This window comes from Niallia oryzisoli, assembly GCF_043641075.1.
Lineage (GTDB): Bacteria > Bacillota > Bacilli > Bacillales > Cytobacillaceae > Bacillus_BD > Bacillus_BD oryzisoli_A.
The window spans coordinates 264,635-278,370 of the sequence record NZ_JBHZRC010000003.1; the positions used below are offsets into that span (position 1 = coordinate 264,635).

General features: G+C 35.4%; 13 protein-coding genes and 1 pseudogene. 1 reads left to right on the plus strand and 13 read right to left on the minus strand.

What is annotated here, in order from left to right; all coding sequences use genetic code 11:
* Positions 1 to 155 precede the first annotated feature (155 nt).
* Positions 156 to 1,010, plus strand: coding sequence for a DNA endonuclease (locus ACHUFV_RS13440; RefSeq protein ID WP_394234912.1), 855 nt, complete (start codon positions 156 to 158; stop codon positions 1,008 to 1,010).
* 552 nt (positions 1,011 to 1,562) lie between these two features.
* Here ACHUFV_RS13440 and ACHUFV_RS13445 read toward each other — a convergent pair.
* The 13 genes and pseudogenes from ACHUFV_RS13445 to flgL form a co-directional block, all read right to left on the minus strand.
* Positions 1,563 to 1,802, minus strand: coding sequence for a hypothetical protein (locus ACHUFV_RS13445; RefSeq protein WP_394234914.1), 240 nt, complete (start codon positions 1,800 to 1,802; stop codon positions 1,563 to 1,565).
* 455 nt (positions 1,803 to 2,257) lie between these two features.
* Complete coding sequence (gene pseI / locus ACHUFV_RS13450; RefSeq protein ID WP_394234916.1) at positions 2,258 to 3,310, minus strand: pseudaminic acid synthase; 1,053 nt, start codon at positions 3,308 to 3,310, stop codon at positions 2,258 to 2,260.
* On the minus strand, positions 3,307 to 3,894 hold the full coding sequence (locus ACHUFV_RS13455; RefSeq protein ID WP_394234918.1) for a formyltransferase family protein: 588 nt from the start codon (positions 3,892 to 3,894) through the stop codon (positions 3,307 to 3,309). The genes pseI and ACHUFV_RS13455 overlap by 4 nt, the downstream gene beginning before the upstream one ends.
* Before the next feature lie 16 nt (positions 3,895 to 3,910).
* Positions 3,911 to 4,996, minus strand: a complete 1,086-nt coding sequence (gene pseG, locus ACHUFV_RS13460) for a UDP-2,4-diacetamido-2,4,6-trideoxy-beta-L-altropyranose hydrolase (protein WP_394234920.1) — start codon at positions 4,994 to 4,996, stop codon at positions 3,911 to 3,913.
* Positions 4,997 to 5,008: 12 nt separating this feature from the next.
* On the minus strand, positions 5,009 to 5,740 hold the full coding sequence (locus ACHUFV_RS13465) for a cytidylyltransferase domain-containing protein (protein WP_394234922.1): 732 nt from the start codon (positions 5,738 to 5,740) through the stop codon (positions 5,009 to 5,011).
* Positions 5,741 to 5,759: 19 nt separating this feature from the next.
* A complete protein-coding gene (gene pseC, locus ACHUFV_RS13470) occupies positions 5,760 to 6,917 on the minus strand; it encodes a UDP-4-amino-4,6-dideoxy-N-acetyl-beta-L-altrosamine transaminase (RefSeq protein WP_394234924.1) in 1,158 nt (385 codons plus the stop codon).
* Positions 6,918 to 6,951: 34 nt separating this feature from the next.
* Entirely contained in the window at positions 6,952 to 7,920 is a 969-nt protein-coding gene (gene pseB, locus ACHUFV_RS13475; RefSeq protein WP_394234926.1) for a UDP-N-acetylglucosamine 4,6-dehydratase (inverting), read from the minus strand.
* The gene (locus ACHUFV_RS13480; protein ID WP_394234928.1) at positions 7,917 to 9,677 is read right to left on the minus strand and encodes a motility associated factor glycosyltransferase family protein; all 1,761 of its coding nucleotides are present in this window, start codon (positions 9,675 to 9,677) and stop codon (positions 7,917 to 7,919) included. Before ACHUFV_RS13480 ends, pseB begins: the two co-directional genes overlap by 4 nt.
* 492 nt (positions 9,678 to 10,169) lie before the next feature.
* Positions 10,170 to 10,283 (minus strand): annotated as a pseudogene (locus tag ACHUFV_RS13485) (flagellin); the annotation flags it as partial.
* 344 nt (positions 10,284 to 10,627) lie between these two features.
* A complete protein-coding gene (locus ACHUFV_RS13490) occupies positions 10,628 to 11,674 on the minus strand; it encodes a flagellin N-terminal helical domain-containing protein (protein ID WP_394234929.1) in 1,047 nt (348 codons plus the stop codon).
* Positions 11,675 to 11,815: 141 nt separating this feature from the next.
* The gene (csrA, locus tag ACHUFV_RS13495) at positions 11,816 to 12,049 is read right to left on the minus strand and encodes a carbon storage regulator CsrA (protein WP_394234931.1); all 234 of its coding nucleotides are present in this window, start codon (positions 12,047 to 12,049) and stop codon (positions 11,816 to 11,818) included.
* Between the two features lie 7 nt (positions 12,050 to 12,056).
* On the minus strand, positions 12,057 to 12,503 hold the full coding sequence (fliW, locus tag ACHUFV_RS13500; protein WP_394234933.1) for a flagellar assembly protein FliW: 447 nt from the start codon (positions 12,501 to 12,503) through the stop codon (positions 12,057 to 12,059).
* Positions 12,504 to 12,591: 88 nt separating this feature from the next.
* Entirely contained in the window at positions 12,592 to 13,731 is a 1,140-nt protein-coding gene (gene flgL, locus ACHUFV_RS13505) for a flagellar hook-associated protein FlgL (RefSeq protein WP_394234935.1), read from the minus strand.
* Positions 13,732 to 13,736: the final 5 nt, after the last annotated feature.

Consider the following 13,736-nt stretch of genomic DNA (forward strand, 5'->3'; position numbering starts at 1 on the left):
AAAATCCTTCAATAATTAGATCAGCTTTAAATTGTTTGGAATATTCATGTGGAACAATATTTCTTAGGTAGCACCTGTAAGATAACATATTTTTACAATTTACGTTATAATTATAATGGAACATACATTCTTATATTGAGAGTGGGGGGATTAATTTGGAGTCACTTACGCCAGTTCAATTTAATGTACTAATCGGAAGTATACTTGGTGATGGAGAGATTACCAAAATTTATAAGAATAGTCGAAGAAAAAATCATAGTTACCGCGAACATTTCAGCATTGAGCAAAAAGAGTATCGAAAGTGGAAAATTTCTTTCCTGGATGAACTGCTTTATTTAACTCCCAAAAGCCATACTGTTCGTTCTGCTTCGTTACCCTTATTCACAAAATTATATCCTTATTTTTATAATGAACAAGGTACCAAACAGATGCCTTCTGATCTTTTAAAATCCTGCAGCCTGCCTCACTTCCTAGCAATCCTCTATATGGATGATGGATCATTATGTATCTCTCACCGTATCAATCATCTTAAGAAACGAATCTACCTTACACCACATATTTATTTATATCTGCAATGCTATTCAATTGAAGAACTATCATTTCTAAAAAAACATATTACAGATATGTTTGGAATTTTATTTCATACGAGTGCTAGAAAAGACGGACAGGGATTTATTTTAAAAACTACTTCTGTTAAAGAAACATATAGATTCCTTGATTTAATTAATCCTATCACTAATTCATGTGATTCTATGTACTACAAAACATCTTGGACATTCCGCCTTGATGAAGAAAAAATAAAATGGAACACCAAATTGCCAGATTACCAAGTGTTAGCTAGCAGTTCCGAACGTTCAAAACCCTACACTAATGAAGAAATTGAGCTATTAATCGAATTAAAAGAAAATGGTATGGCCATGCAAAAGATTGCTGATACTTTACAGAGAAGTTATTGGTCTGTAGCTTATAAATGGAGTGATATTAATAACAATAAATTAGGAAGATGGTAGATAAATATTGGATGATTCCAAGATTCCACCATCAAAAAAGGGACTCTAACAATGCTAGAATCCCTTTCATATAATATAAAATTAACGAAGAAGTTGAAGAACTCCTTGTGGTTGTTGGTTGGCTTGCTTTGCCACTATGCCTTTCGGTCACAGAATAGACTATATCTTCATCCACATTCTTCATAGAGCTGGGCACTTCGAACAGCTTTTGCTGCCCTACGAGATTCATAGCCATAGCTTGCGCCTTAGACCGTGTTCTCTAGTCATTGGACCTTCTCCAGAGTTTCCTCACAGGAGCTTGGCTGCTGATTATCCATTGTTTCATCTTCATCATTTTCACACCTTCACGCTGACCGTTTCCAGTTACGTTGTGGTTGAGGAAGCTTTAGGAAGTTCCAGCAATTCATCCAGTTATATATACTCTAACTCATTAGCAAACTAGACACCCTTCAACCAATTTTCTCAGGATGTATAACACGACTTGAGACATTTTATGAGTTTTGGCTAACATAGCTTGTGCTACTTAGAAAGAATTAAGTTCTCTATTATTTTTTATAAATTGGAAAGGATTATATTTGAAATTCTTTCCGCTCCCTTTCCATCTACTTCACGCCAACCGTTTGTAGCAATTTCATTAAGGGAAGCTATATCATCTTTTAAAAAGGAAAGTAAATTTGCAAAAACCTTTTCGCCTGTACCCAACGATTTAAGAAGGCCTTTTCTATCTAATTCTTTAACATAATAAGACATATAATCCCATTCTATTTCCAACACCGGCTTACCTATAAACATTGCTTCATAGGGATGTGAGACCACCTAATGTGACAATCACATCCATCTGCATTAGATATTCAGTTAAATTAGGATTATGCAATAATATAATATTTGTGTTTAAGTGATGGCCTTTAATCCTATATCTTCTATTAGAATCAAATCCTGGTCCTATTACTACATAAAATGAGGAACGCGGGGACGGTTCTGACGTTTCATAGAAGTCATAAATAAATTTCTCTCTATATAACATTTCCTCTCAATGAAACGCGAGAACCATCCCGCCGTTTCCTTTCCCCTTCACACCTTCACACTGACCGTTTCCAGTTAGGTTGTGGTTGAATTCTAATGTCCACATTTAGTAAAAGTTCATCAAACATAAGGGTCTGTCTCTAAATTTTCCAAAACAATATTATTCCGTATATTAAAGGAAAAATCCTTGTTATTTTTATTAAAATAACAGATTAATACTCTAACTAGAATAGTTCTTCAAATGTAAGCGGCGTACCTGTAATTAAATCTTTATTTGCAGTGGTATTTAATATTCGTTCATAGTATTTTGGCTCTAGTCCGTAACCTGGTCGAATAATTTTTATATTATCTCTTGTAAATCTGTCTCCAACTTTAATATCTTTTGCCACATAGATGGATCTTCTAAATTTTAAAGAAGCCTTTTCGTTCTCTGTTGGTCCATATGTCACTTTTCCAATTGCTTGCCATGCGCGTTCTGCTTCTAGTACAAGTGCTTTCATTTCGTCTGGTTCCATTGAAAAAGCCGAGTCCACACCACCATCAGCACGAGATAATGTAAAATGCTTCTCAATCACCGTTGCACCTAACGCAACACTTGCTATCGCTACACCTATACCCATTGTATGGTCGGATAAACCTACTTGTACGTCAAATAGTTCTCTCATATGCGGAATTGTAGAAATATTAGTGTTCTCTGGGGTTGTTGGATAAGTACTTGTACATTTTAATAAAATTAAATTTTCACACCCTGCTTCCCTTGCTGTTTGAACAAGTTCATCCAGCTCCGCAACTGTTGCCATTCCAGTAGAAATAATCATCGGCTTTCCTGTAGAAGCTACTTTTTTTATTAACGGAATATCAGTATTCTCGAATGAAGCGATTTTATAGAGGGGTACATCCAATTTTTCTAAAAAATCAACAGCAGTTTCATCAAAAGGTGTACTAAAAGGAATCATTTCAAGCTCACGCGCTCGATCAAATATTGGCTTATGCCATTCCCATGGAGTGTATGCTTGTTGATATAATTTGTATAGTGAATTCCCTTTCCACAAGCTTTCCTCATCAGTTATTACGAAGTCAGGTTTTTCCATATTTAAGGTCATTGTATCAGCTGTATATGTTTGAATTTTTAAAGCGTGTGCACCCGATTTAGCAGCAGCTTCCACTATTTCTAGTGCCCGTTCCAAAGATTGATTATGATTTCCCGACATTTCTGCTATAATAAAAGGTCGATGTGATGGACCAATTTTAATATTATCTATTATAATATCATTCATTTTCTTTCCCTCACTTTGTTCATAGCTCTTATTAACTGGTTAACTGGTGTATCCCATCCAGCATATAATAAATGCATGTATTTTTCCTTATCTTTTAAATTATGATAACTTCCTTTTCCACTTTGAATAGTTCTTGAATTTTCCCCTAAGCGTATGTTAGGCCATACCTTTTTGAAAAGTAATTCAATTTCATTTTTTAATTTTTGATAAGAAGTAGCTAAAGTTTCCTCGACAGTAAAGTCAATTACTTTTTGAGCAATAATATCACCTGTATCAATTCCAACATTAACATAATGAATAGTTACTCCTTTTGGTGTATTCTCCAAAAAGCTCCATAAGTTTGGATCTGCTCCTCTGTTCCATGGGAGATAGGAAATATGGAGATTAATAATTCTATTATTGTAATAATCCACCACACTCTTAGGGATTATATATCGATAACCATAACTAATAATATAATCTACATTCTCCCTTATTAGCTTTGTTTCCTCCATCTTATCCTCTTGATGAACCACTATATCATTAAAACTATTAAGAAATTTAATAAAATCTTCTCTATATGGTCCTAATAATAATACTTTCATAATTTGCCACGTCCTATTAATTCTTATAAAGAAAACCTTTTATCCTTTCCACTGTTTCATTTCTTTTTACTATTTGGGGATTCATTATAAGAGAACACTTTGTTGACATTTCAACATTTTTTTCTGAAGAATGAAGAATCTTTAAAAACTCTTCCTGAATATGATGATTGGTAATATGGCTACTTTCTCCAAGGCAAATAGCTGCTCCTTTTCTTGCAACAGCATGCGCAATATCACGTTGATTCTCCGCTACAATGATTGTAATTGAGGGTAGTTGCAAAAAGCATCTTTCCCATGTCGTTGAGCCCCCTGCTCCAATAGAAAAATCTGCATTCATCATAAGTTCAGCCATATTGCTTACTTGGCAATGAAATATTATATTTGAAGATTCATTACATATATACTCAATTTTTTCTCTTTGTGGATTGGCTGCTCCTACTACAATATTGAACTCAATTTTAGAGCAATTTAGTTCTTGAATTGCTTGAATAGTTTTTATTGTTTCTCCTGTAGGATCGGTCCCTCCAAAAAAGACAAGAACATTTTTCACATTTCCATCACGTTTTATTTTACTAGGGTCAATTAACAAAAATTCATCTCGTAACAAGACATAGTTTGGACCTAATAACTGAATACAAGACTCTGGTAGTAGTCCGTTGTATCTGTTTTCCATATTAAGATAATAATTTTGATCAAGCAGTAGATCACAATCATGGGTACGATCAGAAAGATCATCAATAACCATAATGTGGTCAACTTCTGCACGCATCACACTCTCCCATTTTATATCAAGGCCATAATGATCAATAATGAGCAAGTCTACCTTCCTATTTAAGCTTGTTATTGCTGACTTTGTTTCTTCTGCATCTTGTTTCCAATTTTCTCGTATCCATTTCCAATGATTCTGAATGTTAGGTAAGATAAGAGTATAGACATTAAATCCCTGATTTTGTAGAAATAAATTACTGTTCCCGGGAAAATTACGACAAATAAACGTTATATTCGCACCTTCACGTTCAAGCTGCTTAGCTAAAGTGGTACAGCGCATTACATGACCAGTTCCAATTTCTAGAGAAGCATCTGTTCTAATTACAACATTCACTTTGACCCCAACCTATAGCTTCTTTTGTTCAATATGAGCATTTATCTCGTTCCATTCGGGATAAATGTTTAACAATCTAATAACATCTTCTAAAGAAAATACTTGATTTGATTTATATAGTTCATTTAAGATAAGTTGAATTAATTTAAAATCTTCCTCAGTATCAACTGTCCATCGATATCTTTCAAAATTTTGGTCATTTCTTACATTTAGTAGCTTAAAAAGATTTGAATTTGTATAAAAATAAGCAGTCACATGTTCCCTATCTCTAGACAAAACAGCTTCATCATACGCTTTACTCAATGCTTCAAATGAAAATACTTCCGTATCAAGCCCTCGTGGATATGTTCTCTCCAATGTGTTAGACACATAATCAACTGAAGATTGATTGTTTAAATAACAGTTGACTACCTTATCAATTACCTCTGGATCAATAATTGGACAATCAGATGTCAAACGTACAACAGCATCAACATGATAATTTTTTGCTGCTTCATAATAACGAGATAAGACATCCTCTTCAGAACCACGATAATAATCAATACCTAGTCTCTCACACAATTCAAGAATCGGCTGTTCGGTTTCTTTTATCGTAGTTGCAACAATTACTTGATCAATAGTTTTTGCATATTTTACCCGCTCTAATTGATATTCAAGAAGTGTTCTTCCGTTAACTGCCTTCATTATTTTCCCAGGAAGTCTTGTTGATCCCATACGCGCCTGAATAATTGCTGCTACTTTCAATGATACACCCTCTTTTATCTCAATTTAAATGTGTTTTCACAGTTTGTTGAACTGTTATAATAACATCCTCTACATCCTGTTCTGTCATTGCCGGAAACAAGGGGAGTGAGATAATTCTTTCATATAACTTTTCCGCATTTGGTAGAGATCCTATTTTATAACCAAGCTCTTGATAGTATGGATGCAAATGGACCGGAATATAATGCACATTTACTCCAATATTTTGTTTCTGCAAAGCTTCAAAAATTTCTTTTCTTCCTACCATCAATTTTTCTAAATTCAATTGAATAATATATAAATGCCAACTAGACTCACCATCTTCAGGCTGAAATGGTATCGTAATCTCTGGCATATCTTGAAACGCTCTATTATATTTATCGACATATTTTTTTCGCAGTTCAATAAAATAGTCTATTTTTTTTAGCTGACTATTTCCTAAAGCGGCTTGAATGTCTGTCATTCGATAATTATAACCAAGAAATTGCATTTCATAATACCAAGGCCCATAATCCTCTTTTAGTTTATCTGCATCTCGTGTAATCCCATGAGAACGGAATTGAAGGAGCTTTTCATAGTACTCTTTATTATTCGTTGTAATCATCCCTCCTTCACCTGAGGTAATATGTTTTACAGGGTGAAAACTGAACATCGTCAAATCACTGATTGATCCAACTCTTTTTCCCTTATATGTTGCCCCTAATGCATGAGCTGCATCTTCAATGACCACTAAATTATGTCTCTTAGCAATTTCTAATATTTTTTCTAATTCAACTGGTTGACCCGTGAAATCAACTGGAATAATGGCTTTTGTTTTACCTGTTATCTTTTTTTCAATTTCATTAGGATCAATATTGTAAGTTTTAGAGTCAATATCTGCAAAAACAACTTTTCCATTCTGATATAACACACAGTTCGCACTAGCTGCAAATGTCATTGGTGTTGTAATAACTTCATCTCCCTCCCTAATGCCAGCTGCAAAACAAGCTCCATGCAAAGCAGCCGTTCCATTTGAAAAAGCAACCGCATATTTTGCTCCTACATAATCAGCAACGGCTTGCTCAAATTGGGAAATATATGGACCAGTAGTTAAAAAAGCTCCTTTTAATACGTCAACAACGGCTTGAATATCATCCTCATCAATCCATTGCCTTCCATACGGTAAATATGTATCTCTCATAATAACCACTCCTAAAAAAGAAGAAGAAATGCATTCACATTTCCTCTACTAACGATTGCAACTCTTCTACCGTCAACCACTCTGTGTTCGTGTCACTAGTATATTTAAATCCTTCGTTTAATGTCTTTGCATTTTTAGTATATTCCTTTGACCACCAAGGAAATTCAGGAGTAATTACATAGTAATTATCAAATTCTAGAGTATGCCTTGCATCATCTTCTGTAATCATTGCTTCATGCAATTTTTCTCCAGGTCTTATTCCAACGATTTCAATTTTGATATCAGGAGCAATTGCTGCCGCAAGATCTGTTACTTTCATACTTGGAATTTTCGGTACAAAAATTTCTCCACCATGCATTCTATCTAAACTGTCTATGACAAATTGAACACCTTGATCCAAAGTAATCCAGAATCGGGTCATCCGTTCATCGGTAACTGGTAACTTTCCAGTAGAAGCCATCTTTTTAAAAAATGGGACAACACTTCCACGGCTTCCCACGACATTTCCATAACGAACAACAGCAAACTTTATATCCTTATCACCGACATAAGAATTTGCTGCAACAAATAATTTATCTGATGCAAGCTTTGTCGCTCCATATAAATTAACTGGAGCTGCTGCCTTATCTGTACTCAATGCAATTACATGCTGAACCCCTCGGTCAATAGCCGCTTCAATTATATTTTGAGCACCGTATATATTCGTTTTAACTGCTTCAAATGGATTATATTCACATGCACTAACATGCTTCAAAGCAGCCGCATGAACAATAATATCTACCCCATCAAAAGCTCTGTATAAACGTTCTTTATCCCTTACATCTCCAAGAAAAAAACGAATACGGGAATCCGTATACTCTTGAGCCATTTCATATTGTTTTAATTCATCTCTACTAAATACTATAACTTTCTTTACTCCTAGTTTTAATACTTTAGAGATAAACTTCTTTCCAAACGAACCTGTTCCACCTGTCACAAGTATTACTTTGTCTTTAATGCTCATCTGATCTCCCTCATTAAGGAATATTTTTCTTCCATTATTTTTATAATCCTTTTTATCACTACATTTAGTGTCAATACAAATTCTCTCTGAATTTCTAGATTAGTATGCACAGTATCAAAAGAAAGTTTTTCCGGAATGCTGTAAAATCGCTGAAAGATATTAATGATAAACGACTGAAGGTTATGTAACAAAATTTTCTTATTATAAACTTTATCAATCAACTGGTTAACTACTCCCATTTTTTCAAGCACTTTTAATAATTCCTTCTTGCTCATGTGATTGTCTATCTTAATATGATTTAGCTGATTTTCAACCTCTCTAACCACTGCTTGTAACTCCTTAAGTTCTTCAAGTTTATTATAAAAATTATTAAGAACTCTCGCTTCATCAAGCTGATAGTTATTAATATTGTTAATGATTTTTTGAACATTTAACTCAAGGGTACAGTATTTATCTATTACATCTTTCAACCGCATTTGTTTTGTGAACTCAATTTTTACTCCGCCTTCCGTAGCATTAATAACTTCTAATCCTTTACTCATTATTTCAAGTTCAAACCACTGCTTGAAATCTATCCATAATCGTTGCGTTTTAACTGATTTTCCGTAATAACCTTCTGTTTCCACATAGTCTTCTGCTATTTTACTCTCATCATTCTTATAAATTGTTCCAGTGGAATGAGTTGAGCCTGTTTCTTGGTTATAAGCTAAATCCTGTCCTACCAATATGATAGGAGAAGAACCGATATGAGTTGCAAAACCAAATGTCAAATGGGCAACGGAAGCACCCATTGAAACAAAAGCCTCTTCATCTAATTCAAGTATATCGTTTAGCCAACTGTATTCTATTACATTATCCCTCATTGGGATTGAAATATTTCCCTTGAACTCTTCAAAAATTTCAGGTCTTATAACTGGCGGAGCAATCAATGTAACTGAATCAGGAATAATCTTGTCCTGATAGAAATACTCATAAACTAGCTTGATCCTTTCAATGGAGAAACAAAAGTCTGGAACTATACCATGGTTTAAGAGCTTATCAATTATTGTATCCACAGCAAGAATAACAGCTTTTCCCTGCGCCTGTTTTAAATAACCAATATTTTTATCTAATGATGGTCCAGCTGATACAACGATGCAAGGATAGCCCTTAAAAACATTTTTTAATTTGCTAAAATCTCTAGATTTTCTTAAATACTTTAAATTTAACATATTATTCTCTAAGCCTTCTAGGGAATCTTCAATTGAATTCCCTAATGAAAACAAGGTGTATTTTATTGTAGAAGAAACAATTTTTAAAAGTTCCTTTGTATGCACTAACTGTAATTCACGATAGTAATATGTTAAATAAAAGCGTACATTTTTTATTAGAAAGACTGCTTTAGTCATTAACAGTTCTTCAATATATTTGGCTACATAATCCGTCTTATCTACAAATAAAGCGATATTTCTATTTTCTAATATAGATAAATCTTTATTGTGTAAGGCATGATAAAACATTTCCTGATTCGTCTCTAATATAATAAATATAGAATTTGGATTTGAACTTTCAATTAATTCTTTTACTTCCTCAATCGATAACACACCGAATATGAAAATCAATTCCCTTTTTTGCTTAGTACCTTTAAACATGCTATCCATCTTATGAACAGCATTATAGTTATTTACATTTCCTTCATGAATATCTATGTCCAACTCTCCGATATGATGCGAATCATTAGTTGATAGATGTTTGATATTTCCTTCAAAAAAACTCATTCTAAACCCACTCCAGTTTAAAATCTAATTACGCACTCAGTTATTTATCATACACAGATCCTAGCGCTATAAACATTTTAAAAAAAGAGTTCCATTGCTGGAACCCTTTTTTTAAAGATTAACGTAATAATTGAAGTACACCTTGTGGTTGTTGATTCGCTTGCTTTGCGACTGTATCTTTCGATTACAGAATAGACTATATCTTCATCCATGTTTTTCTATGGAGCTGGGCACTTCGAACAGCTTTGCTGCCCTACGAGATTCATAGTCATAGTTTTTACCTTAGACCGTGTTCTCTAGTCGTTGAACCTTCTCCAGAGTTTCCTCACAGGAACTTGGCTGCTGATTATCCATTATTTCATCTCCATCATTTTCAAACCCTCACGCTTACCGTTTCCAGTTACGTTGTGGTTGATGAGGCTTTAGGAAGTTCCAGCAATTCACCCAGTTATACTCTAGCTCGTTACCAAGCTAGACGCCCTTCACAATCCATTATCTCAAGAGTTGTAATACTCCTTGAGGTAACTGATTCGATTGAGCCAACATTGCTTGTGCTGCTTGAGAAAGAATAGAATTCTTTGTTTGGTTCATCATTTCTTTCGCCATCGTGCGAACATTTACTTTCATAAATGACCAGACTATATCTTCACCCTCCAGTATTCTAGTAGGGGTCGGGCACTTCGGATTCACAATGCTGATGACCATTGTTTCACCTACGGATTTCATCATCATAGCTTTCGCCTTAGATAGTCTATCCTAGTCGTTGAACCTTCTCCACTCTTTCGAGACAGGAGCTTGGCTGCTGATTGCCCAATCTTTTCTTTTTTCAAACCGTCACGCCTGTCGTTTTCAACTACGTTGTGGCAAGAAAAGCTCTAAGGGATTTCCAGCAATTCACCCGATAATGATCTCTAGCCGTTACCAGCTAGGACGACTGTGCTTGTCACTGCCTAAGCAGCCAAAGCATAATCTACGTCACGGATACGAGATTCCGCAGCAGTTAAATTTTCTGAAGATGTTCCAAGATTATTAATTGTGTGTTCTAACCTATTTTGGAAAGAACCTAGTTTTGATCTTTCTGCTGAGACTTTGGAGATTGCTTCGTCTAAACGGGAAATAGAAGCAGCAGCACCAAATTGGGTAGAAACATCTAATTTGGTTCCATCAGATTTTTTAACACCCAATGCTTCTGCACCCATATCCTTGATATCAACACTCATTTCTTGAGCAGTATTTGCACCAATTTGTAGTTTTAAAGCAGTATCTGAAGTATTGGCCGCTTCACCACCAGTAATAGAAATAGTTAATGTGTCTCCCACATTAAAGTTAGCATCTGTAAAAGTTCCTAGTGTAGCAGTTCCGATTTTTAAAGTACCAGCAGCTGTACCTGTACCAGCAGTCACTGTTATGTTATTAAGCGCATTAGAAACCGAAAAAGTTCCAGTGTCAGTTTTTCTGACTCTAATTGTATCACTTGTTGTCTGCAATCCTACTGTTACAGTGGTTAAAGTAAAGTTAGCAGCTGTATTGGACTGTTCAAATGTTGCTGTCCCAGTAGTAGCCGTTGATACACCTTTCTTTGTTCCATCTAACAATTTCTTTGTATTAAATTCAGTAGTTGTTGCAATACGATCGATTTCATCAGTTAACTGATTTACCTCTTTTTGTATCTCTTTACGATCTGCATCTGTATTTGTATCATTTCCAGACTGTACTGAAAGTTCACGCATACGTTGAAGGATAGAATGAGTTTCGCTCAATGCACCTTCAGCCGTTTGAATTAAAGAGATACCATCTTGAGCGTTGGCTGAAGCTTGGTCTAGACCACGAATCTGTCCACGCATTTTTTCAGAAATTGCTAGACCTGCTGCGTCATCTCCAGCACGGTTAATACGAAGTCCTGAAGATAATTTCTCCATTGATTTGCCTTGGGCTGCATTAGAACCACTCAACTGACGATATGTGTTAAGAGCTGCAATATTATGATTAATTCTCATTACCATTTTCCTCCTTGAATAAAAGGCCCACTTCCCTGTGAACCATTAAGTATTTGAGAGAGAACAAAGTCGGCCGCCTTTAGTCTCTCTTACAATTCTAATATCGGTGGAATTGGGAAACTGTTTAATGTTTTAGTATAATTATTTTTTCAAATTCGGTAGATTTTTTATATTACTTAATAGATTATCAACCGATATTGTTGCAGCTTTGTTTTCGGCTTGAATTTCTTCAAATAGCTCCTGTCGTAGAATCTCCACATTTTTCGGTGCTTGAATCCCAATCTTCACCTGATCATTTGCCGTAGCGACGATTGTAATTTCAATATCATCACCAATCCGAATCGTCTGCCCTTTTTTCCTACTTAATACTAGCATGCTTCAATCACCCCTTTGCAGAAACTGATTCCTCTGCAAAGAGAGGATGTTTGGTTAAATAGTTAGTGTTGTTTAAGATCACTTGTCTCGCTTTGTTGTTTGTCTTGTTGATGACAAGAGGGGCCTGTAGGTTTGCTGTTGATTGATTGAATGGTTCCTGTGGTGTAAGGATGACGGCCACTGTAACATCCTTTTCATGTTCAATTCCCAGACCTTCGACAGTCGCATCGTCTATTTCAAAATCATAGTCTGGTTTAAAAAAGAATGGGTCTGTCGTAATAAATCCGATCTCCTCATTTACCGTGGATTGCAGTACTTGAAAGAGTCCATCGTCAGTCAAAGGTATCAGTACAAATTGCGTTTCATTAGGGAATCCTGGAAGTCCTTTTTCAAAATAGAGTATATCATCCTTATGTACGGTAATTTCACCATGATATTTTGTTTGAATGTTCATTTGATCATGTCCTTCTGTTTGATTTTTATAGTATTGGCGGTTTTGCTTCTAAAAAATCCCTATAGAGCATTCTCCATAGGGATTGTATTTATCTTAGATAGTCCATTAATGTCGGCTGGATTAGCTTTGCTCCAACCGCTAATGAAGCTTGATGCAGACTTTGTGCGATGGTTAAGTCAATATAGACTTTTTCCAAATCAATGTCTTCGTTTTCAGAAACCGTTTCTTTGGCGATGACTTCCTGTTCCATGAGACGGCTTTGGACCAGCTCTGCCCGATTTGTTCTTGCTCCTAATTCGGATCTAGTGGAAACCATGTTGTTGAGCATTTCATCAATTGATTGGAGTGACTTATTAATATCTACACCAGTCGTCGAAGGATTGGTTAGCATGTTCTTAATTGACTCTATGCCGCTAAATAGATCAACAGGGAATGCTTCCTGAGGACGGATATTGATTGCCATCTTGACGCCCTTCATGATTTCAATTTCAACATTTTCATTATTTGTTGAAACGGCACTCACATGGGAAATAACGAGATCCTGTTCTGACAGCTTTTTATTAACATCCACCATTTCTCCATCACGGTATTCAAGTTCTTCCTTATAATTATAAGTAATTTCACTTGTTGCTGGATCAACAATCATTTTTTCACCCGTAGATGAAACAAAGGTATTGCCGGATACATCAGTCGAATCATTCTTAAACGTTTGTCCTTGATAACTGATGACATAGTCGCTTTTGTCAGCCTGACCAAGAAAGCTGCTAAATTCAATTCCAACCTTAGTTATGTCAGTTGGTTTCTTATTCGTATCCGTACCGCTGAAAATATACGTGTCTCCAACTTTTGAGTCGGCAAGGGCAGCGAGATGTTCCTGCAGACTGCTGATTTCGTCGGCAATATTCTTTCTTGCATCGGCATCATAACTGTCATTGGAAGCTTGTACAGTCAGTTCGCGGATCCTTTGCAGGGCCTGGCCTGCTTCTTGTAGAGAAGAATCAGCATTCTCAAGCCAGTTGAAGCCTTCATTTAAGTTGCGTTTGAACTGGTCCACCTCTATAACCTGGCTGCGGTAGTGCATTCCATTCATCGCTACAACAGGGTCATCCGATGGCTTAGTAATCTTCTTTCCTGACATCATCTGCTCATTTAACTTCGTTAGTCTATTATAATTTTGACTTAAATATTTAATGTTATTATTAATTAACATTCCTTGTGTAACACGCATTACCG